The organism is Pseudomonas sp. RGM2987 (assembly GCF_022952855.1).
Taxonomy (GTDB): domain Bacteria; phylum Pseudomonadota; class Gammaproteobacteria; order Pseudomonadales; family Pseudomonadaceae; genus Aquipseudomonas.
The window spans coordinates 1-20,414 of record NZ_JALJDX010000151.1; the positions used below are offsets into that span (position 1 = coordinate 1).

At 62.5% G+C, this 20,414-nt stretch carries 18 protein-coding genes and 1 pseudogene; 14 read left to right on the plus strand and 5 right to left on the minus strand.

Going from position 1 to position 20,414, the window contains the following annotated elements; genetic code table 11:
• Positions 1 to 59: 59 nt before the first annotated feature.
• Positions 60 to 1,756, minus strand: a pseudogene (locus RGM2987_RS05990) (AMP-binding protein).
• A 303-nt stretch (positions 1,757 to 2,059) separates the two neighbouring features.
• Between RGM2987_RS05990 and RGM2987_RS05995 the strand changes: the two are divergent.
• From RGM2987_RS05995 to RGM2987_RS06010, 4 genes are read left to right on the plus strand one after another with little or no spacing between them, the layout of a single operon-like run.
• Positions 2,060 to 3,223: an isovaleryl-CoA dehydrogenase gene (locus RGM2987_RS05995; RefSeq protein WP_245139193.1), complete on the plus strand. Its 1,164-nt coding sequence runs from the start codon at positions 2,060 to 2,062 to the stop codon at positions 3,221 to 3,223.
• 11 nt (positions 3,224 to 3,234) lie between these two features.
• Positions 3,235 to 4,842: a carboxyl transferase domain-containing protein gene (locus RGM2987_RS06000; RefSeq protein WP_245139194.1), complete on the plus strand. Its 1,608-nt coding sequence runs from the start codon at positions 3,235 to 3,237 to the stop codon at positions 4,840 to 4,842.
• 13 nt (positions 4,843 to 4,855) lie between these two features.
• A complete protein-coding gene (locus RGM2987_RS06005; protein ID WP_245139195.1) occupies positions 4,856 to 5,674 on the plus strand; it encodes a gamma-carboxygeranoyl-CoA hydratase in 819 nt (272 codons plus the stop codon).
• A complete protein-coding gene (locus tag RGM2987_RS06010; RefSeq protein ID WP_245139196.1) occupies positions 5,671 to 7,620 on the plus strand; it encodes an acetyl/propionyl/methylcrotonyl-CoA carboxylase subunit alpha in 1,950 nt (649 codons plus the stop codon). The genes RGM2987_RS06005 and RGM2987_RS06010 overlap by 4 nt, the downstream gene beginning before the upstream one ends.
• A gap of 29 nt (positions 7,621 to 7,649) precedes the next feature.
• Here the strand turns inward: RGM2987_RS06010 and RGM2987_RS06015 are convergent, their stop codons facing one another.
• A complete protein-coding gene (locus RGM2987_RS06015) occupies positions 7,650 to 8,297 on the minus strand; it encodes a S24 family peptidase (protein ID WP_245139197.1) in 648 nt (215 codons plus the stop codon).
• Between the two features lie 129 nt (positions 8,298 to 8,426).
• Between RGM2987_RS06015 and RGM2987_RS06020 the strand changes: the two genes are divergently transcribed.
• Together RGM2987_RS06020 and RGM2987_RS06025 are read left to right on the plus strand one after the other, a co-directional pair.
• Complete coding sequence (locus RGM2987_RS06020) at positions 8,427 to 8,774, plus strand: DUF3077 domain-containing protein (RefSeq protein WP_245139198.1); 348 nt, start codon at positions 8,427 to 8,429, stop codon at positions 8,772 to 8,774.
• A 488-nt stretch (positions 8,775 to 9,262) separates the two neighbouring features.
• Positions 9,263 to 10,414 carry a M14-type cytosolic carboxypeptidase gene (locus RGM2987_RS06025; protein WP_245139199.1) on the plus strand — a complete coding sequence of 384 codons (1,152 nt, stop codon included), beginning with the start codon at positions 9,263 to 9,265 and terminating at the stop codon, positions 10,412 to 10,414.
• A 122-nt stretch (positions 10,415 to 10,536) separates the two neighbouring features.
• On the opposite strand, the gene RGM2987_RS06030 is transcribed toward RGM2987_RS06025, so the two are convergent.
• Positions 10,537 to 11,073, minus strand: a complete 537-nt coding sequence (locus tag RGM2987_RS06030; protein ID WP_245139200.1) for a cytochrome b/b6 domain-containing protein — start codon at positions 11,071 to 11,073, stop codon at positions 10,537 to 10,539.
• On the minus strand, positions 11,070 to 12,152 hold the full coding sequence (locus RGM2987_RS06035) for a catalase family peroxidase (protein ID WP_245139201.1): 1,083 nt from the start codon (positions 12,150 to 12,152) through the stop codon (positions 11,070 to 11,072). The genes RGM2987_RS06030 and RGM2987_RS06035 overlap by 4 nt, the downstream gene beginning before the upstream one ends.
• A 165-nt stretch (positions 12,153 to 12,317) precedes the next feature.
• On the opposite strand from RGM2987_RS06035, the gene RGM2987_RS06040 reads away from it, so the two are divergent.
• Both RGM2987_RS06040 and RGM2987_RS06045 read left to right on the plus strand, forming a co-directional pair.
• On the plus strand, positions 12,318 to 12,824 hold the full coding sequence (locus tag RGM2987_RS06040; protein ID WP_245139202.1) for a sigma-70 family RNA polymerase sigma factor: 507 nt from the start codon (positions 12,318 to 12,320) through the stop codon (positions 12,822 to 12,824).
• Entirely contained in the window at positions 12,821 to 13,573 is a 753-nt protein-coding gene (locus RGM2987_RS06045; protein WP_245139203.1) for an anti-sigma factor, read from the plus strand. Before RGM2987_RS06040 ends, RGM2987_RS06045 begins: the two co-directional genes overlap by 4 nt.
• 133 nt (positions 13,574 to 13,706) lie before the next feature.
• Here the strand turns inward: RGM2987_RS06045 and RGM2987_RS06050 are convergent, their stop codons facing one another.
• Positions 13,707 to 14,543 (minus strand): IclR family transcriptional regulator, encoded by an 837-nt coding sequence (locus RGM2987_RS06050; RefSeq protein WP_245139204.1) that lies wholly within the window; start codon positions 14,541 to 14,543, stop codon positions 13,707 to 13,709.
• A 244-nt stretch (positions 14,544 to 14,787) separates the two neighbouring features.
• Between RGM2987_RS06050 and RGM2987_RS06055 the strand changes: the two genes are divergently transcribed.
• The 6 genes from RGM2987_RS06055 to RGM2987_RS06080 all read left to right on the plus strand — a co-directional run bounded on the left by RGM2987_RS06055 (position 14,788) and on the right by RGM2987_RS06080 (position 20,412).
• Entirely contained in the window at positions 14,788 to 15,813 is a 1,026-nt protein-coding gene (locus RGM2987_RS06055) for an ABC transporter ATP-binding protein (RefSeq protein ID WP_245139205.1), read from the plus strand.
• Complete coding sequence (locus RGM2987_RS06060; RefSeq protein WP_245139206.1) at positions 15,810 to 16,679, plus strand: ABC transporter permease; 870 nt, start codon at positions 15,810 to 15,812, stop codon at positions 16,677 to 16,679. Before RGM2987_RS06055 ends, RGM2987_RS06060 begins: the two co-directional genes overlap by 4 nt.
• Before the next feature lie 6 nt (positions 16,680 to 16,685).
• Positions 16,686 to 17,480 (plus strand): ABC transporter permease, encoded by a 795-nt coding sequence (locus tag RGM2987_RS06065; RefSeq protein ID WP_245139207.1) that lies wholly within the window; start codon positions 16,686 to 16,688, stop codon positions 17,478 to 17,480.
• Between the two features lie 7 nt (positions 17,481 to 17,487).
• The gene (locus tag RGM2987_RS06070; RefSeq protein ID WP_245139208.1) at positions 17,488 to 17,778 is read left to right on the plus strand and encodes a (2Fe-2S)-binding protein; all 291 of its coding nucleotides are present in this window, start codon (positions 17,488 to 17,490) and stop codon (positions 17,776 to 17,778) included.
• Positions 17,779 to 17,944: 166 nt separating this feature from the next.
• Positions 17,945 to 19,300 carry an FAD-dependent oxidoreductase gene (locus tag RGM2987_RS06075; RefSeq protein ID WP_245139209.1) on the plus strand — a complete coding sequence of 452 codons (1,356 nt, stop codon included), beginning with the start codon at positions 17,945 to 17,947 and terminating at the stop codon, positions 19,298 to 19,300.
• Positions 19,297 to 20,412: an FAD-dependent oxidoreductase gene (locus RGM2987_RS06080; protein ID WP_245139210.1), complete on the plus strand. Its 1,116-nt coding sequence runs from the start codon at positions 19,297 to 19,299 to the stop codon at positions 20,410 to 20,412. Before RGM2987_RS06075 ends, RGM2987_RS06080 begins: the two co-directional genes overlap by 4 nt.
• The last annotated feature ends 2 nt before the right edge of the window (positions 20,413 to 20,414 follow it).

Sequence of the window (20,414 nt, forward strand, 5' to 3'; positions counted from 1 at the left end):
CAATGATGCCGACTGTGCCACCGCCTTCGCGAGCAAGCCCGCTCCCACAGGGGTTGAGGCTAGTCTTTTTTATCGCACAACTCTTCAATGCTGATTTCGCGCATGCGAAATTTCTGGATCTTGCCGGTTACAGTCATCGGGAACGCCTCGACGAACTTGAAGTAACGAGGCGTCTTGAAGTGAGCGATACGCTCCTTGCACCAGGCCTGCAGCTCCTGCTCGGTGGCGCTGTGGCCGGGATGGAACTTGATCCAGGCGACGATCTCTTCGCCATAACGCGAGCACGGAATACCAATCACCTGCACGTCGGCCACCGCCGGGTGGGTAAAGAAAAACTCTTCCAGCTCCCGAGGGTAAATATTCTCGCCGCCGCGAATGATCATGTCCTTGTTACGCCCGACAATGCAGACATAGCCCTGCTCGTCCATGGTCGCCAGGTCGCCGGTGTGCATCCAACGCTCCTGGTCGATGACATCGGCGGTGCCCTTGGGGTTGTTCCAGTAGCCAAGCATCACGCTGTAACCGCGGGTACACAGCTCGCCAATGGTGCCCCGGGGTACGAGCGTTCCAGCCTCGTCGATGATCTTGCTTTCCAGTTGCGGCTGGGTGCGGCCGACGGTGGTGACGCGCAATTCCAGCTCATCCGCAGGACCGGTCTGTAATGACACCGGACTGGTTTCCGTCATGCCGTAGGCAATCTGCACCTCACTCATGTGCATCTCGTTGATCACCCGCCGCATCACTTCGATCGGACAGGTGGCGCCGGCCATGATCCCGGTGCGCAGGCTGGACAGGTCGAACTCGCCCCGCTGCGGCTGGTCGAGCATGGCGATGAACATGGTCGGCACGCCATACAGCGCCGTAGCTTTTTCTTCAGCAACGGTCTTCAGGGTCAACAACGGATCGAAGGCATCGTTGGGGTAGATCATGTGCTGCCATGGGTCATGCAGCCCAAGTTGCCCATGACCATGCCGAAGCAATGATAGAGCGGTACCGGGACCACCAGCCGATCAGCGGCGGTCAGGCCCAGGCTTTCGCCGACCATGTAACCGTTATTGAGGATGTTGTGATGGCTGAGGGTCGCGCCCTTGGGGAAACCGGTGGTGCCAGAGGTGTATTGGATATTCACCGGTTGATCGACATGCAGGCTGGCCTGACGCTCGGCCAGTTGCCCAGGCGTCACCGCTTCGCCAAGGGCTGCCAATTGCGACCAGGGCAGGAAACCCGACGGCGGCTGGGGGTCGAGGCTGATGACCCCACGCAGCTCCGGCAGGCGCTCGCTGTGCAGGTCGCCGATTGGCTGCTCCGTCAACTCCGGCACCAGGGTTTGCAACATGGCATGGTAATCCGAAGCCTTGAACGCACCGGCACACACCAGCCACCGGCAGCCGGACTGTTTGAGCACGTACTCCAACTCGGAGGTGCGATAGGCCGGGTTGATGTTGACGAGGATCACGCCGATCTTCGCACTGGCGAACTGGCTGATGCACCATTGAGCGCAGTTGGGCGCCCAGACACCGAGGCGGTCGCCGGCCTGCAAACCCAGCGCCAGCAAGGCCCGGGCGTGCAGGTCTACCGCTTCGGCCAGTTGTCGCCAGGTGTAGCGCAACGACTGATGACGAACCACCAGCGCCTCGCCATCGGGATACCGCTGCACGGTCTGGTCGAAAGCCTCGCCGATGGTTTGCGTCAGCAAGTCCTTGTCCTGCGAGCCTCGGGTGTAGCTGAGCTGCGAATGCGAACCGGGTTGATCCATGACGCGCCCTCTTGTCTTTATTAGTGGGTGTATCGGTGAACCGTCTGCACACGGGCTGTGGTGGCGAGGGAGCTTGCTCCCGCTCGTCATGGTAAGCACACGCCAACAAGATACGAACGCTACGCGCTCGAGCGGGAGCAAGCTCCCTCGCCACACAATGCTGATAAAGCGCTCTTACTCTCGCCCAAGTTGACGTTAACGTAAAGGGCGATTGACAGCCACCCATCGCAGGCTTACGTTAACGTAAAGGTGAGAGCCATTCCATCGCTCCTCCGCACCCTATAAAAAAGCCAAAGGTGTCCCATGAGCTACCCATCCCTGAATTTTGCCCTCGGCGAAACCATCGACATGTTGCGCGACCAGGTGCAGGCCTTCGTCAAGGCCGAACTGGCCCCCCGCGCGGCCCAGATCGATAGCGACAACCTGTTCCCCGCCGACATGTGGCGCAAGTTCGGCGACATGGGCCTGCTGGGCATCACCGTACCGGAGGAGTACGGCGGCGCCGGTCTCGGCTATCTGGCCCATGTGGTGGCGATGGAAGAAATCAGCCGTGGCTCGGCATCGGTCGCCCTTTCCTACGGTGCGCACTCCAATCTCTGCGTCAACCAGATCAACCGCAACGGCAACCACGAACAGAAAACCAAGTACCTGCCCAAACTGATCAGCGGCGAGCACGTTGGCGCGCTGGCCATGAGCGAGCCGAACGCCGGCTCCGACGTGGTCTCGATGAAACTGCGAGCCGACAAGCGTGGCGACCGCTACGTGCTCAACGGCAGCAAGACCTGGATCACCAACGGCCCGGATGCCAACACCTACGTGATCTACGCCAAGACCGACCTGGAAAAAGGCCCCCACGGCATCACTGCATTCATTGTCGAACGCGACTGGAACGGCTTCAGCCGCAGCAACAAGTTCGACAAACTCGGCATGCGCGGCTCCAACACTTGCGAGCTGTTTTTCGATGACGTCGAAGTGCCGGAAGAAAATATTCTCGGCGTGCTCAACGGCGGCGTGAAAGTGCTGATGAGTGGTCTGGACTACGAGCGCGTCGTATTGTCCGGCGGCCCGACCGGGATCATGCAGGCCTGCATGGACCTGATCGTCCCGTATATTCACGACCGCAAGCAGTTCGGCCAGAGCATCGGCGAGTTCCAACTGATCCAGGGCAAAGTCGCCGACATGTACACCCAACTCAACGCCAGTCGCGCCTACCTGTATGCCGTGGCCCAGGCCTGCGAGCGCGGCGAAACCACCCGCAAGGACGCCGCCGGGGTGATCCTCTACAGCGCCGAACGCGCCACGCAGATGGCCCTCGACGCGATCCAGATCCTCGGCGGTAACGGCTACATCAACGAATTCCCGGCCGGTCGCCTGCTACGTGACGCCAAGTTGTATGAAATCGGCGCCGGCACCAGTGAGATTCGGCGGATGTTGATCGGTCGCGAACTGTTCAACGAAACCCGCTAACGGAGCTGACCATGGCAACACTGCACACCCAGCTCAATCCGCGTTCGCCCGATTTCATCGCCAACCGCGACGCGATGCTCGGACAAGTCGAAGCCCTGAGCACCCTGCTCGCCCAGGTCCGGCAAGGCGGCGGCCCCAAGGCCCAGGAACGGCATACTTCACGGGGCAAACTGCTGCCGCGTGAGCGCATCAACCGGTTGCTCGATCCCGGCTCGCCGTTCCTGGAAATCAGCCCCCTCGCCGCTCATCAGGTCTACGGTGAAGATGTTCCCGCCGCCGGCGTGATTGCCGGTATCGGCCGGGTGGAAGGCGTCGAATGCATGATTGTCGCCAACGACGCGACGGTCAAAGGCGGCTCCTACTATCCACTGACCGTGAAGAAACATCTGCGCGCCCAGGCCATTGCCCAGCAGAACCGCCTGCCCTGTATTTATCTGGTGGATTCGGGCGGCGCTAATTTGCCACGTCAGGATGAAGTGTTTCCAGACCGCGAGCACTTCGGGCGGATCTTCTTCAACCAGGCCAACATGAGCGCCCAGGGCATTCCTCAGTTGGCAGTGGTGATGGGCTCCTGCACGGCTGGCGGTGCCTATGTGCCGGCGATGGCGGATGAAGCGATCATGGTCCGCCAGCAGGCGACTATTTTCCTGGCCGGCCCGCCCTTGGTAAAAGCCGCCACCGGCGAGGTGGTCAGCGCTGAAGACCTGGGCGGTGCCGATGTGCATTGCAAGATTTCCGGAGTCGCCGACCATTACGCCGACAGCGACGAACATGCCCTGGCCCTGGCCCGGCGCAGCGTGGCCAACCTTAACTGGCGCAAGCTCGGCGAGCTGCAACGACTCCAACCCATCGCCCCGCTGTATTCGGGTGACGAGTTGTACGGTGTGGTTTCAGCCGATCCCAAGCAGCCGTTCGATGTCCGGGAGGTAATCGCACGTCTGGTGGACGACTCGGTGTTCGATGAGTTCAAGGCGCTGTTCGGCACGACGCTGGTGTGTGGCTTTGCCCATCTGCATGGCTACCCGATCGCGATCCTGGCCAACAACGGCATCCTGTTTGCCGAGGCCGCGCAGAAAGGTGCGCACTTCATCGAACTGGCCTGCCAGCGCGGGATCCCGCTGCTGTTCCTGCAAAACATCACCGGCTTCATGGTCGGCCAGAAATATGAAGCCGGCGGCATCGCCAAGCATGGGGCGAAGCTGGTGACCGCGGTGGCCTGCGCGAAAGTGCCGAAATTCACCGTCATCATCGGTGGCAGTTTCGGCGCGGGCAACTACGGTATGTGTGGTCGGGCGTACGACCCGCGGTTCCTGTGGATGTGGCCGAATGCGCGAATTGGCGTGATGGGTGCCGAGCAGGCGGCCGGGGTACTGGTGCAGGTCAAGCGCGAACAGGCTGAGCGCAGCGGCCACCCGTTCAGTGCCGAACAGGAAGCCGAGATCAAGCAACCGATCCTCGATCAGTACGAAGAACAGGGCCATCCCTATTATTCCAGCGCAAGGCTCTGGGACGACGGCGTCATCGATCCGGCCCAGACCCGCGATGTACTGGGCCTGGCCTTGTCCGCGTCACTGAACGCGCCTATCGAACCGAGCCGCTTCGGCGTGTTCCGGATGTAAACGGGGAATGCCCATGGACCACTTCAACACCCTCGAACTGCTCACCGATTCCCGCGGCGTCGCTACCCTGTGGCTGAGCCGCGAGTCGAAAAACAATGCTTTCAACGCCGAAATGATCCGTGAGCTGATCCTCGCCCTGGACCAGATCAGCAGCGATCCGAGCCTACGCTTCCTGCTGATCCGCGGCCGTGGCAAGCATTTCAGCGCCGGTGCCGACCTGGCCTGGATGCAGCAATCGGCCGAGCTTGACTACCACACCAACCTCGACGACGCCCGCGAGCTGGCGGAGCTGATGTACAACCTGGCCAAACTGAAGATTCCCACGCTGGCAGTCGTCCAGGGCGCGGCGTTTGGCGGTGCGTTGGGGCTGATCAGCGCCTGCGACATGGCCATTGGCGCCGATGAAGCACAGTTCTGCCTCTCGGAAGTACGCATCGGCCTGGCGCCGGCGGTCATCAGTCCGTTCGTGGTGCAGGCCATCGGCGAGCGGGCGGCGCGGCGTTACGCGCTGACTGCCGAACGCTTCGGCGGCCAACGTGCGAGAGAGATCGGTTTGTTGTCGGAAAGTTACCCAGCCGAGACGCTGGATGCTCAGGTCGAGCAATGGATCGCCAACCTGCTGCTCAACAGCCCGGCGGCCATGCGCGCCAGCAAGGAACTGCTGCGCGAAGTCGGCAGCGGCGCCCTCACCCCGGCGCTACGGCGCTACACCGAAAACGCCATCGCTCGTATCCGCGTCAGCCCCGAGGGCCAAGAAGGTCTACGAGCCTTCTTGCAGAAGCGCGCACCCAGCTGGCAAGCCGAGCCGAACAACAAGGAGCCGCGTCAATGAGCGCCCCTGCAATCACTACCTTGCTGGTCGCCAACCGGGGCGAAATCGCCTGCCGCGTGATGCGTACCGCCAAGGCCATGGGCCTGACCACCGTGGCGGTGCACAGCGCCACCGACCGCGATGCCCGCCACAGCCGTGAAGCCGACATTTGCGTTGATCTGGGCGGCAGCAAGGCCGCCGACAGTTACCTGCAAATTGACAAGCTGATCGCCGCGGCCCAGGCCAGTGGTGCCCAGGCGATCCATCCCGGCTACGGCTTTCTGTCCGAGAACGCCGGGTTCGCCCGGGCGATTGAAAACGCCGGCCTGATCTTTCTTGGCCCGCCAGCCTCGGCCATCGACGCCATGGGCAGCAAATCCGCCGCCAAGACCCTGATGGAAACCGCTGGCGTGCCCTTGGTGCCGGGCTATCACGGCGAAGCCCAGGACCTGGAGACCTTCCGCGACGCCGCCGAGCGCATCGGCTATCCGGTATTGCTCAAGGCCACCGCCGGCGGTGGCGGCAAAGGTATGAAAGTCGTCGAGGACATCAGCCAGCTGGCCGAAGCACTGGCCTCGGCGCAGCGTGAAGCGCAATCCTCGTTCGGCGATTCGCGGATGCTGGTGGAAAAATACCTGCTCAAGCCGCGCCACGTGGAAATCCAGGTCTTCGCTGATCGTCATGGTAACTGCCTGCACCTCAACGAGCGCGATTGCTCGATCCAGCGTCGCCATCAGAAAGTAGTGGAAGAAGCCCCAGCGCCTGGCCTGACCCCGCAGTTGCGCCAGGCGATGGGGGAAGCGGCCGTGCGCGCCGCCCAGGCGATTGGCTATGTCGGGGCAGGCACGGTGGAGTTCCTGCTGGATTCGCGGGGCGAGTTTTTCTTCATGGAGATGAACACCCGGTTGCAGGTCGAACATCCAGTCACCGAAGCGATCACCGGATTGGACCTGGTGGCCTGGCAGATCCGTGTAGCCCAGGGCGAGCCGTTGCCGATGACGCAAGACCAGGTACCGCTGCGGGGTCACGCCATCGAAGTGCGGCTGTACGCCGAAGACCCGGCCAACGATTTCCTCCCGGCTACCGGGCGCCTGGCGTTATACCGCGAATCCGCCCCAGAACCGGGGCGCCGGGTCGACAGCGGAGTTGAAGAAGGCGACGAGATCTCGCCGTTCTATGACCCGATGCTCGGCAAGTTGATTGCCTGGGGAGAAGACCGTGAACAGGCGCGATTGCGGCTGCTGGGCATGCTCGATGAGTTCGCCATCGGCGGACTCAGGACCAATATCGGTTTCCTGCGCCGTATCGTGGCCCATCCCGCCTTCGCGGCAGCGGAACTGGATACCGGATTTATCCCACGTTACCAGGCGCAATTACTGCCAGAGCCGGGGGAATTGGACGACGGATTCTGGTTCGCAGCTGCTCAGGGTTTCGCCCTCAGTCTCGCACCCCGGGTACGAGCGGATGACGTGTACTCACCCTGGGGCGATACGGCCGGACTGCGCCTGGGACTGTCGAGGGAAGTCACCTTGCATTTGAGCTGCGAGGGTCAGGACCGGGCGATTACCCTGGACGATACGGCCGCCTGTGCTGAACTGAAAGGCGAGCAACTGGTGGTCGAGCGCGATGGGTTGCGCCGCAGTCACCGGGTGATCCGCGAGGGCAACAGCCTGTATCTGCAATGGGCGGGTGACCTGCACCGAATCGATCTGTTTGATCCATTGGCCGCCGCTGAAGCCAGCCACGGCCATCAAGGAGGCCTGAGCGCGCCCATGAACGGCAGCATCGTCCGGGTCCTGGTGAGCCTCGGCCAGACCGTGGAGGCCGGGGCGCAACTGGTGGTCCTGGAGGCGATGAAAATGGAGCACAGCATTCGTGCACCGAAGGCCGGGGTGATCAAGGCGCTGTATTGCCAGGAAGGTGAAATGGTCAGCGAGGGCAGCGCACTGGTGGCGTTCGAGGAGTAGCGATCGGCCCGCTCCAGGGGCCGATACGCTCAGAACCTGATAGTCGCCTGCACAACCACGCCGATAATGCGGCAATCTTCGGTGCACAGGTTTTTCGGGTAAGTCGGATTGAGCGGGACCAGGTAACGCTGCCCGCTCTCTTCGATCAGTTTACGAAAGGTCGCATCGCTGCTGCCGGGCAAGTAGGCGACGACCAGCTTGCCGGGCACCGCTTCGATGGCCGGGTCCACGAGGATCGACATTCCCTCGGGAATGCTCAACCCACTCGGCGCCGTCATCGCATCGCCCACCACCACCAGCCAGAACGCATCCCCCCGGGCATGGTAATCCGTCAGCTCATAGCGCGAATGGCTGTAGGCACCCGGGTCGCCCTCGCGAACGTTGCCCAGTTCGTGCCATTCACTGACCGGATAGCGGAAGTACGGGTTGTACTTCTGCGCCAGCGCCATGCCTTCTTCGGTGGAAGTGTCCGGCTCGCGAATCACCGTTGCCACTTCAAGAAATTCCAGTCCTAGCTCCTTCAGGACCCGATTCATGTCTTTGACACTGGGCTCCCGGCGCTTGGTCAGCCAATGGCCGACGCCGCCCTGGGACATTCCCAACCGTTCTGCAAGCACCACCTGAGTGATGTGCAGCTCCTTCATCTTGGCCTTGACCAACTCTATCCATTTATCCATGTGCGGCACGATACGTGGGTGCCTCCGCCCCTCAAAACACAACTTGTAGTATTTAAATTATCGTCACAATTACGATAGGTACTATTCTGGATTCAGGAGTTCAGCCCCAACACGGAGATTCCCGATACCATGGACACACCCAATAAAGACTTGCCCAGCAGCCCCTTCGACGGCACGTTTCCTCCGCTTCAGGACTGTCCTGCTGCACAGCGCGCCCTGGACTATTACTTGAAACCAGCTGTTTCGGACGAAAAAACGGAACATCGCTTCTTTGACGTGAATCGCAATATCGGCGCCGAGGAAGCCCTGGTTCACGCCTGCGACTTGCTGCGCTGTGCAGCCGCCACCGCCCATGAGTCCGCCAATCGGCTGGATGGCTCGAGCCGCGACCTTGCTTTCTCGGTGGTGCACATGATTGATCTGGTCAAGGTGATGCTTGACCGATCCCTGGATGGCTACCCTACTCGCCAGGTGTAACCCTTGGGAAGGTCGCCACGAAGGTGGAGACCGGGGAAAAAGTTTCCAATTGATGCGATAAAACCATTTGACTTGCAAATGATAATGATTATTATTGCATCAGCTGGTCGCGAGATCAGTCGATAGCCCAGAAGACCTTAGGTCGGACTTCTGGAATATCTCCTCATCAGGCTAATCACGGTTTTTGACCCGGCTTTTTGCCGGGTCTTTTTTTGCCGATTTTCGGCTTATGGCTTCAGGCTAATGAAGTCTTTAAGTGCTGCTGATTCGATGGCGGCGATGATAGCAAATGAATGTCCATTTACAAGAGTGCGGCGCCTCCCGAATCGACCGAAGAAGGTCGACGGTCAGCACTTGAGAATCAATTGCCAACTCTCTAAGCTGGCTCAGCGTCCAGGGAGGACGCCCCCTTTCTTTTGACGCAAATCGTCCCGAAGCCCTCGTTCTTACGTGTAAAGTAACGGCCATAAAAATCCTTACAAGGAATCGTGACCGTGGCTAAATCTTCCTTTGATATCAGCGCCAATTTCGACAGCGGCAACATTGAGGTGGTCGACGTCAGCAACCCGTTGCAGTCACTGCTCAAGATCCGGCCCGATACCCGCAGTGCCCATTTCCAGTGGTTCCACTTCAAGGCCAGCGGCTTGCACGTGGGCCAGGAATATTCCTTCCGCCTGCTCAATGCCAGTCAATCGTCCTACAACAAAGCGTGGACGGGTTACCAGGCGGTCGCCTCCTATGATCACGTCAACTGGTTCCGTATTCCCACGCAATTCGAAGGCGATGCCCTGCGCTTCCACCTGGAGGCGGAACAATCCCACGCCTGGTTCGCCTATTTCGAACCGTACAGCCGTGGCCGTCACGACTGGTTGATCGAGCAGGCGCTGCACAAGGCCGGCACCGAACTGTTGGCCGTGGGCAAAAGCGTGGAGGGCCGTGACATTCAACTGCTGCGCAAGGGCAGCGGCGCCGAAGGCCAACGCAAAATCTGGATCATCGCCCAGCAACATCCTGGCGAGCACATGGCCGAATGGTTCATGGAGGGCGTGATCGAGCGCCTTGAACATCATGACGATGCGCAACTCAATCGCCTGCTTGCCAAGGCCGATCTGTACCTGGTGCCGAACATGAACCCGGACGGTGCCTTCCACGGCCACCTGCGTACCAATGCCATGGGCCAGGATTTGAACCGGGCCTGGCAGAGCGCCAGTCAGGAGGTCAGCCCTGAAGTCCTGTTCGTCCAGCAGCAAATGGAGAAGTACGGGGTCGATCTGTTCCTGGATGTTCATGGCGACGAGGAAATCCCCCACGTCTTCACCGCCGGCTGCGAAGGCAACCCGGGCTACACGCCACGCATCGCCAGGCTCGAAGAACACTTTCGCAGCCATCTCAAGCACCAGACCAAAGACTTCCAGACCACCCACGGCTACACCCGCGATGAGCCGGGCCAGGCCAACATGACCCTGGCCTGCAACGCGGTCGGCCAGAAATACGACTGCCTGTCCCTGACCCTGGAAATGCCGTTCAAGGACCACGACGATCACCCGAACCCGCTCACCGGCTGGTCCGGCAAGCGCTCGATGCAATTGGGCAAGGATGTGTTGAGCACGGTTGCGGACATGGTCGACGAGTTGCGCTGAAAACCAACACTTTCACCTGTGGCGAGGGAGCTTGCTCCCGCTTAGGGGCGAAAGCCCCCTCAAAAAACAGGGCTGCTACGCAGCCCAGCGGGAGCAAGCTCCCTCGCCACGGGTGATGTGCTTCAACCCCGCCCGCGCAACATGCTGTCCAACACCTCATCGCGCCGCACCCAGGCGTGGAACAACGCCGCCGCCAGGTGCAGCAGCACCGTCAGGAACAACAGATAAGCCAGGTACCCGTGAGCCTTGCGCAGCAACGCAAATGTTTGCGCGTCTGCTGGCAGGATCGATGGCAGTTGCAGCGACTGGCTGAGCATCACCGGGTCCCCCGCCGCCGAGATCATCCCCCAGCCCAACAGCGGCAAGACCAGCATCAGCGCGTACAGCAGAACATGCGAGGCCTTGGCCGCCAATACCTGCCACTGAGGCAGATCAGCCGGCAACGGTGGTTGGCGGGTGCTGAAGCGCACAATCAACCGCACGACAACCAACAGCAAAATCGCGATGCCCAAGGGCTTATGCAATTGCAGCAGCCATTCATGGCGCTCGGACACCGAGGCAACCATGCCTGCGCCGATGAACAACATGGCGATGATCATCAGGGCCATCAGCCAGTGCAACAGCCGCGCCAACGGTGCGAAGTGACGAGGGGCGCTCATGGGCGGGACTCCTGGTTGGCGGGCAGTTGGCTCACTTCGCCGGTACGCCGCAGGTAAGAACTGGCGTAGGCAGCGGAACGCGCCGCCAACAACGGATCGTCGGAACGTTCGATCCCGTTGGGCAGGATCAACGGGTCATAGTTGATATCACGGCACTCGCCGTTGTCCTGGGCCTGAGTACGCTCCAGCACCAACGTACCGGCATTGAGCACCTTGCGGTCAGAGGGCCAGGTCTTGGTGGCATCGTTTACCGGGTCATCCGGATGGGCCAGGGTGATGTTCAATTGCCAACGCAACGTTCCGGCGGCGAGACGCTTCACCAAGTCTTGCTCAAGGAAATCGGCACCCTGGGCCGGCATCGCATCCGCCGAGTCCTGGCTCAGCGGCACCACCCCCCAGCGCACGGCCTGGCGCTGCCCTGCCGGGTTGACCAGATAGAACGCGTTGATGCCGTTATAGGTTTCGGTGGCATAGCTGGCCGACGGTCTGGCGGTCTTGATCCACTGCAAAAACGGCATGGCTTCCGGGTGCGCGGCAAAGAACGCCGGTACGGCCGTGGGGTTCGGTTTGCCGGTCGCCGGATCCGGCAACTGGGCCTGCTGGAATTGGTAGAACGCTTCGGGCGTCCCCACCGGAAACACCGGCATGCTGTTCATGCCCGTGCGCCATTGTTGCCCATTGGCCTGGGTGAAGCGCAGCGCCAGGCTGCGAATCGGCACGCTGCCGTCCGGGGCGTAGGGGTTGCCGCTGGGCAAGGCGAACCGTCCGACCACGGGCGTGCGCGTCGAGGCAAATACCTGAGCGCTGGAATAGCTGCTCGCTTCGCCCGTGCTTTCGAAGTAGCCCGCGACACACACACCTTTCGAGTGATTGCGCCGGAAACCCGGATGCACGCCGTTGTTTTTTTCCAGCACGTTGACCAGCGCATCGGGTGTCAGACGTTGTGGGTCGAGTGTGCCGTTGACGTAGGCAAACGCCCCGCCCAGCGCCGCGACAATCACCGCGATACCGGCCAGGCGCAGGGTCAGCTGCGCGCCACCCAACGGTGGCCGGCGCGGCAGAGATGAGGGATCAACCATGAGAATAGCTCCAAGGCCCGAGGCCATCTGTGCAAGGACCCGTCAGACGCAGGCCGGACATGTTTATTCCCACGCCGCGTATTTATTTTTCCCGCGCTGGAATAATCTCGTTCGCGGGGCGTCTTTCCAGTCCCGACGCAGTGACTGCCTTTGAAGCCACGACCCATGAACGAACTTGATGAACAGTTGCGCGAACTCATCCCCAGGCTGCGGCGTTTTGCCGTGTCGCTGACGCGCAATCCCAGCAACGCCGACGACCTGGTGCAAACATGCCTGGAACGGGCATTGTCCAAATGGAATGACAAGCACCCGGAAGGTGACCTGCGCGCCTGGCTGTTTTCGATTCTGTACCGGCAGTTTCTCGATGCCCACCGCCGCTCCCGGCGCTATGCGCGAATGCTGGCGTTTTTCACCGGCCGCGACGATGCCCATCCTTCGGCCGAGCGCAGCGTGATTGCGCAATCGTCCCTTCAGGCCTTCGATCAACTGACGACGGAACAACGCGCCCTGTTGCTGTGGGTGTCGGTGGAAGGCTTGAGCTACCAGCAAGTCGCCGACATCCTCGACGTGCCGACCGGCACCGTAATGTCACGCCTGTCCCGCGCCCGCCAGGCCCTGCGCCAGCTCAGCGACGGAGAGATCAGTCGCCCTACCCTGCGAATACTCAAATGATCAGCATGCCCCCCAGCGACAGCGACCTGCACGCCTACGTCGACCGTCAACTGAGCCCGTCCGACCAGCGCCTGATGCAGAGCTACCTCGCCTCCCATCCCGAAGTCGCCGCCCGGGTCCGGGCCTGGCAACAGGACGCGCGACATCTACGCACGGCATTGGGTGGAGCCTTGCAGCAACCGGCTAATCCGGATCTCGACCCGGCGATGATTCGTCGCCGCCTGAAGTACCGCTCCCGACGCTATCTCGCCAGCGCCGCAGTGTTGCTGGTGGCGCTCAGCGTGGGCGCAGTCAGCGGCTGGCAGGCACGGGAGATGACGCTCCTCAGTGCCGCAGCCCCCATGGCGGACGCCATGCAGGCCTACCGGCTGTTCGCCCAAGAGGGCATCCTTCCCGCCGATTACCAGGCCGACGACGAGCAGCACATGCAAGACTGGCTCGACCGCTATTTCACCCGGGCCAACCGGTTACCGGACCTGTCAAACGCGGGCTTCAAGCCAGTCAGCGGGCGCTTGCTCAGCACTGAACAAGGGGCGGCGGCGATGGTGGTTTACCAAGACCCGAGCGGCCAGAAAATCAGCTTCTACGTGCGCCCACCGGGTCCGAGAAACTTCCTGCTACCTCGTGGCAGCCGCCGCGATGGTGAGTTGCAGGCCGAGTACTGGTCCGGGCCGGGGTACAACTATGCGGTGGTCATCCCCAGTGACACGCCGGCGGCGCAGAAGCTCAGGCAGACCCTGAATTTCTGATCGCCATTCGTCTGCTGTGGGAGCGGGCTTGCTCGCGAAAGCGGACTGACATTCAACATCAATGTTGGCTGTTCCGTTGCATTCGCGAGCAAGCCCGCTCCTACAGGGGATTGCAGTGGGTCATGAGCCGTGCTTAGCCCTGCCCAAACACCTGCGAAGGCCTGCGCAACAACGGGTCGAACGGGTTGATCCGAGGCCCGATCAGCGCCGCCTCGCGCTTGAGCATCTCTACCACCGTTGGTAGGCGATCAGGCCCCAGGCGGTCGCTCACCGTCGCCACGCTCAAGGCGGCCACGGCCCGACCGTCACGGTCCAGGATCGGCACGGCGACGCCGGCCATGCCTTGCAGCACGCCGGTGTTGCGCCCGGCGTAGCCCAGTGTGCGCACGTTTTCCACTTCCGAGCGCAGGAAGACTTCGTCATACAGATGGAAGTCCTTGAGCCGCGGCAGGTTGTAATGGATCACCGTGTCGCGCTCTTCCTGCGGCAGGAAGGCCAGGATCGCCAGGCTGCCCTGCCCCACGCCCAACGCCACGCGGCCGCCAATGTCACCGGTGAATGTACGAATCGGGAACGGCCCTTCGCTGCGGTCCAGGCAGATCGCATCAAAGCCGCTGCGCGCCAGCAGGAACAACGAGTCCCCCAACGACGCCGACAGCCGCAGCATTGCCGGCCGCACCAGCTCGCGCAGGTTACCCGTGTTGCCGGCGCGAGCGGCCAGGGCGAAGAAATCCAGGCTCAGGCGATAGCGTTTGCTGCGCGCATCCTGCTCGACCATGCCCTCGTCCATCAGGCTGCGCAGCAAGCGATGGGTGGTCGGTTGTGACAGGCCAATGCGCTGGGCCAACTGCGTGACCCGCTCCCCGCCCTCGACGGTGTCGCCCAGGCTACGCAACACGGCAAACAGCCTTGGGACCGCGCCGACACCCACCTCGCCTTTATCATTATTCCGTTCAGCGGAATTCTTCATCTACTTTCTCATCATTAAATTTGCTCAATGATAAAACGGAAAATAACCATCGCCTCAGTGAAATAGTCCATTGAGCTCATCCTAGTCTTCGTCCTACTCTGCGTCCATACAGGGGCGATTCGAACAACAGCGGCAGCCGACCCCAGGTCGAGCGCCAACGCACCCCGCAGCACCCCTTCGTATCTGCCCATAAAAAAAAGCGCGCCCCGTGGCGACGCATAACAATCTCAGGTGGAGCGCAGTCATGGCTTTCTTGCGACTTGAAGAACTTGGCAAACGCTACGGCGATATCGATGCCGTGGTGGCCACCAACCTATCGGTGGAAAAAGGCGAATTCGTCTCGCTGCTGGGGCCTTCGGGCTGCGGCAAGACCACGACTCTGCAGATGATCGCCGGCTTCGTCGAAGTCAGCAGTGGGCGGATCCTGCTCGACGGGCGCGACATTACTCACTCCAAGCCTGCCAGCCGTGGCCTGGGCGTGGTGTTCCAGAGCTACGCGCTGTTCCCGCACATGAGCGTCCGGGACAACGTCGCCTTCGGCCTGCGTATGCGTAAAGTGGCCAACGGCGAATTGCAACAACGGGTGGATCGGGTACTGCAGCTGGTGCGCCTGGACCGGCACGCCGAACGCTATCCACGGGAGCTTTCCGGCGGCCAGCGCCAGCGTGTGGCATTGGCCCGCGCGCTGGTGATCGAACCGCCGGTGCTGCTGCTTGACGAACCGCTGTCCAACCTCGACGCCAACCTGCGCGAAGAGATGCAATACGAAATCCGCCGCATCCAACGTGAAGTCGGGATCACCACGCTGATGGTCACTCACGATCAATCCGAAGCACTGTCCATCAGTGACCGGGTCGTGGTCATGCAGGCCGGACGCATCACTCAGATCGATGCGCCTTACACCCTCTACGAACATCCCCGCACCGAATTCATCTCCGGTTTCGTTGGCAAAGCCAACCTGCTGCCCGGCAAGCGCGACAGCGCCGGGGTCATCCAGGCCTGCGAACAGGGCGAAGGCGACCTGACCCTGAGCCTGCGCCCGGAAAAAATCGATTTGTGCGCGCCCGGCTCGGGCCGCCTGCAAGGGACTGTCGCCAGCCGTTTCTTTCTCGGCAGCCAATGGCTGTACGGCGTCTCCACCGGCCTGGGCGAACTGTGCGTGGTGCGTCGCAATGACGGTAGCGCACCGATGACCGAAGGCACCGCCGTGGGCCTTGATTGGGATCCGGCGCTGCTGCGGGTGCTGGCCGCCGATGAGGTGCCGGCATGAAAGGCATCGATGCAATGCGTCGCGGCCGCCAGGGCTACTTGATGTCCGCACCGGCCCTGGCTCTTTACCTCGGGCTGCTGGTCATTCCCCTGGGCCTGACGCTGGTGTTGTCATTCAACGTCTTTGACTATGGCTCGGGCATCAACAGCGACGCTTACACCTTCGATCACTACAGCAGTCTGCTGGGTGATCCGTACTTCTATGAAATTTTCCTGCGCACCTTCTGGATCAGCGCCCTGACCACGATCCTGTGCGTGCTGATCGGCGTGCCCGAGGCCTACATCCTCAGCCGCATGGGCGCGCCGTGGCGCTCGATTTTCCTGATCCTGATCCTGACGCCGCTGTTGATTTCAGTGGTAGTACGGGCCTTTGGCTGGAGCTTGTTACTGGGCGCCGACGGCCTGGTCAACCAGACGCTGCAAGCCCTGGGCGGCTCGCCGATGAAGCTGTTGTACACGCCGTTCGCGGTGGTCATCGCCCTGGTCCACGTGATGCTGCCGTTCATGATCATTCCGGTCTGGACCTCGTTGCAGAAACTCGACCCGGCCGCTGAACAGGCCGCGCTGTCCCTCGGTGCCAGCCAGTTCACCGTGATACGCAAGGTGGTGTTGCCACAGATCATGCCCGGCGTGCTGTCGGGCACCCTGATCGTGTTCGGGCTCGCTGCCAGTTCGTTCGCGATTCCCGGCCTGCTTGGTGGACGCCGTTTGAAAATGGTCGCGACGCTGATCTACGACCAGTACCTGTCGGAACTGAACTGGCCCATGGGGGCGGCCATTGCCGTCGCGCTGCTGCTGCTCAACCTGCTGATCATGCTGTCGTGGAACCGGATGATCGAAGGCCGCTACAAGAAGTCACTGGGGTAATTCGTCATGTCCAGAAACGGTCCTTTCGCCCTGTTGTTCCACGCCTTGGTGGTGGTGTTCATGCTGGCGCCGCTGGTGGTGGTCTGCCTCGTCGCCTTCACCCCGGAAAACACCCTGAGCCTGCCGACTACGGAATTCTCCCTGCGCTGGTTCCGCGCGGTGTTCGAGCGTGCGGATTTTGTCGATGCGTTCTACAACAGCCTGATCCTGGCTTTCTGCGCGGCCTCGCTGGCGACGATCATTGCGGTCCCGGCAGCCCTGGCGATCACCCGACTCGAGTTTCCCGGCCGGGACTTTTTCAACGGGCTCTTCCTGTCGCCAATCATCATTCCTCACTTGGTGCTGGGTGTGGCGCTGCTGCGCTTGTTCGCCCTGATGGGCGTCAACGGCAGCTTTGCCTGGCTGATCTTTGCCCACGTGCTGGTGATCACCCCGTATGTGCTGCGCCTGGTGCTGGCTTCGGCCATCGGCCTGGACCGCAGCGCCGAACAGGCCGCGCAATCGCTGGGGGCCGGGCGCTTCACGCTGTTCCGGCAGATCACTTTGCCGATGATCCTGCCGGGGGTGGCCGGAGGCTGGCTGCTGGCGTTCATCAACAGTTTCGATGAAGTCACCCTGTCGATTTTCGTCACATCGCCGGCCACGCAAACGCTGCCGGTGCGCATGTATGTCTACGCCACCGAATCCATCGATCCGATGATGGCGGCGGTGTCGGCATTGGTCATCGCGCTCACCGCGCTGACGATGATTCTGCTCGATCGGGTCTACGGCCTGGATCGGGTCCTGGTGGGTAAACATTGAGGACGCCATGGCTCTGCTGAAACGACTGGCCGAAGGCGACCGCCCGGCCCTGGACTTTACCCTCGACGGCCAACCGGCCACTGGGCTGGTAGGCGACACGCTGCTGACGGCCGTACTGACCAGCAGCGAGCACCTGCGCGGCAGCGATTTCAGCGCCGAACCCCGCGCCGGCTTCTGCCTGATGGGCGCCTGCCAGGACTGCTGGGTCCGCCTGGGCGACGGCCGCCGCGTCCGCGCCTGCTCGACGCTGCTCGAAGCAGGCCAGCACATCAGCCGTGAACCGGGGCGTCAGTTATGAACAGTGCAACCTGGTATGGCCTCATCGCGAGCAAGCCCGCTCCCACAGGGGATTTGGGGTATTTGCATATCCCGTATCCAACACAGAACCACTGTGGGAGCGGGCTTGCCCGCGAAGACGTCTTCAAAGGCGCCGCCGACGCCCAGACCTTACCAACGAGGCACCCATGAAACCGATCGCCATCATCGGCGCCGGACCGGCCGGTATTCGTGCGGCGCAAACGCTGGTCGCCCACGGCCTGTACCCGGTGCTGCTGGATGAAGCTGCGCGCGGCGGTGGGCAGGTTTATCGGCGCCAGCCGGCCAATTTCAAACGGTCGGCGGCCAGGCTCTATGGCTTTGAAGCGCACAAGGCCAACGCCATCCACCAGACCCTCGACACACTTCGCGAACAGCTCGACTACCGGCCCGACACCCTGGTATGGAACGCTGAGGCCGGGCTGCTGGACACCTTGCATGACGGCCGCGCCGACCGTCTCGAGTACTCCAGCGTGATTGTCGCCACCGGCGCCACCGACCGGGTCCTGCCAGTGCCCGGTTGGACTTTACCCGGCGTCTACAGTCTGGGCGCCGCGCAGATTGCCTTGAAATTCCAGGGCTGCGCCATCGGCGAGCGGGTGGTGTTCGCCGGCAGCGGACCATTGCTGTATCTGGTCGCGTACCAATATGCCAAGGCTGGCGCGCACGTGGTGGCAGTCCTCGACAGTTCCCCTTTCAGCGCCCAGGCCCGCGCCCTGCCCGGCCTGCTGAGGCAAACGGCGACGCTCGCCAAGGGGCTTTACTACCGCGCCTGGCTGACCGCCCACGGCATCGCCGTGCGTCAAGGCGCGAACCTGCTGCGTATCAACGGTGAACGCCGGGTGCGTTCGTTGCAATGGCGCAACGCCAAGGGTGAGCAGTCCCTGGATTGCGACGCCGTCGCCTTCGCCCACGGCTTGCGCAGCGAAACCCAACTGGCCGACCTGCTGGGCTGCGAATTTTCCTGGAGCGCCCTCAACCGCGCCTGGCTGCCACAACGGGACCGCGCCGGTCGCAGCAGCGTACACGGGGTTTACCTGGCCGGTGACGGTGCCGGAATCATGGGCGCCGACGCCGCCGAACTGGCCGGCGAACGGGCGGCCCTGGCCTTGCTCGAAGACCTCGGTTACCAGACCGACCCACAACGTTGCAGCCAGCTTGAAAGCTCACTGGAGCGTATCGGTGAGTTCCGCCAGGGCCTGGAGCGGGCATTCGCCTTCCCCGAAAACTGGGCCAGCGACGCGCCGGACAATCTGATGATCTGTCGCTGCGAAGAAGTCAGCGCTGGCGATATCCGCCAGGTCGTGGGCGAAGGCCATTGGGAGATCAACCGAGTCAAGGCCCATTGCCGGGTTGGCATGGGCCGTTGCCAGGGGCGGATGTGCGGCGCCGCGGCTGCGGAAATCATTGCCCGAGAGACCGGCCGCCCGGTCTCCAGCGTTGGCCGCCTGCGGGCCCAGGCGCCGATCAAACCGGTGCCGTTCGGCCTGGAGGTCGAGCCATGATCGAAGTGGACGTGGTGATCATCGGTGGCGGCATCGTCGGCGCCTCGGCGGCCTTGTTCCTGAGCCAGGCCGGACGCCGGGTGGCGCTGCTGGAACGGGATTTCTGCGGCTCGCACGCAAGCGGCGTGAACTATGGCGGCGTACGTCGCCAGGGCCGGCCGCTGTCGCAACTGCCGCTGTCGCAACGGGCCCATGACATCTGGGGCCGGCTGCCGCAGCTGATCGGCATCGACGGTGAGTACCAGCGCAGCGGTCACTTGAAACTGGCCCGCAGCGCCGAAGACTTCCAGGCATTGCAGGATTACGCCCGCAGCAGCCAGGGCTTCGGCCTCGATTTGCAGCTGTTGGACCGCGATGAACTGCGCGCCCGTTTCCCGTGGGTCGGCGCCGTGGCCGTCGGGGCATCGCTGTGCCCGGATGACGGCCACGCCAACCCACGCCTGGTGTCGCCGGCCTTCGCCCAGGCCGCCCGCCGGCACGGTGCGCAAATCCATGAACAATGCGCCGTCAGCAGCGTTGCCCACGACGGCCAGCGCTTCGGCGTGCGCACCGAGACGGGTCAGCTGTTTCATGCGCCCTGGCTGCTGAACTGCGCCGGCGCCTGGGCGAGCCATTTTGCCGCGCAGTTCGGCGAAGCAGTGCCAATGCATGCCGGGCATCCAGCGATGCTGGTCACCGAGCCCTTGCCGTTGGTGATGGACGCCAGCACCGGCGTCGAGGGGGGCGGCATTTATGCGCGCCAGGTCGCCCGCGGCAATTGCGTACTGGGGGGCGGCCAAGGCTATGCCCTGGACGATGCACGCGCCCGACCGGGACAAAACGCAGTGATCGAGATCCTGCGCCAGGCGGTCGAACTGTACCCGTTCTTGCAAGGCGCCCAGGCGATTCGCACCTGGAGCGGCACCGAAGGCTACCTGCCTGATCGCCAGCCGGTGATCGGCCCCAGCCGCACCCAACCCGGCCTGTTGCACGCGTTCGGCTTTGCTGGCGCGGGCTTCCAGATCGGCCCGGCGGTGGGCCAGGCGCTCACCGAGATCATCTGCTGCGGCGCTTCAACCACGCCGCTGGATGCGTTTTCCATCACCCGGTTTCACTCCATCTCCGTTGCTTGATA

Bases quoted from the DNA above. Each gene is read 5' to 3' on its own strand.
- RGM2987_RS05995 (WP_245139193.1), top strand. From the start codon at position 2,060: ATGAGCTACCCATCCCTGAATTTTGCCCTCGGCGAAACCATCGACATG.
- RGM2987_RS06000 (WP_245139194.1), top strand. From the start codon at position 3,235: ATGGCAACACTGCACACCCAGCTCAATCCGCGTTCGCCCGATTTCATC.
- RGM2987_RS06005 (WP_245139195.1), top strand. From the start codon at position 4,856: ATGGACCACTTCAACACCCTCGAACTGCTCACCGATTCCCGCGGCGTC.
- RGM2987_RS06010 (WP_245139196.1), top strand. From the start codon at position 5,671: ATGAGCGCCCCTGCAATCACTACCTTGCTGGTCGCCAACCGGGGCGAA.
- RGM2987_RS06015 (WP_245139197.1), bottom strand. From the start codon at position 8,297: ATGGATAAATGGATAGAGTTGGTCAAGGCCAAGATGAAGGAGCTGCAC.
- RGM2987_RS06020 (WP_245139198.1), top strand. From the start codon at position 8,427: ATGGACACACCCAATAAAGACTTGCCCAGCAGCCCCTTCGACGGCACG.
- RGM2987_RS06030 (WP_245139200.1), bottom strand. From the start codon at position 11,073: ATGAGCGCCCCTCGTCACTTCGCACCGTTGGCGCGGCTGTTGCACTGG.
- RGM2987_RS06035 (WP_245139201.1), bottom strand. From the start codon at position 12,152: ATGGTTGATCCCTCATCTCTGCCGCGCCGGCCACCGTTGGGTGGCGCG.
- RGM2987_RS06040 (WP_245139202.1), top strand. From the start codon at position 12,318: ATGAACGAACTTGATGAACAGTTGCGCGAACTCATCCCCAGGCTGCGG.
- RGM2987_RS06045 (WP_245139203.1), top strand. From the start codon at position 12,821: ATGATCAGCATGCCCCCCAGCGACAGCGACCTGCACGCCTACGTCGAC.
- RGM2987_RS06050 (WP_245139204.1), bottom strand. From the start codon at position 14,543: ATGAAGAATTCCGCTGAACGGAATAATGATAAAGGCGAGGTGGGTGTC.
- RGM2987_RS06055 (WP_245139205.1), top strand. From the start codon at position 14,788: ATGGCTTTCTTGCGACTTGAAGAACTTGGCAAACGCTACGGCGATATC.
- RGM2987_RS06060 (WP_245139206.1), top strand. From the start codon at position 15,810: ATGAAAGGCATCGATGCAATGCGTCGCGGCCGCCAGGGCTACTTGATG.
- RGM2987_RS06065 (WP_245139207.1), top strand. From the start codon at position 16,686: ATGTCCAGAAACGGTCCTTTCGCCCTGTTGTTCCACGCCTTGGTGGTG.
- RGM2987_RS06070 (WP_245139208.1), top strand. From the start codon at position 17,488: ATGGCTCTGCTGAAACGACTGGCCGAAGGCGACCGCCCGGCCCTGGAC.
- RGM2987_RS06075 (WP_245139209.1), top strand. From the start codon at position 17,945: ATGAAACCGATCGCCATCATCGGCGCCGGACCGGCCGGTATTCGTGCG.
- RGM2987_RS06080 (WP_245139210.1), top strand. From the start codon at position 19,297: ATGATCGAAGTGGACGTGGTGATCATCGGTGGCGGCATCGTCGGCGCC.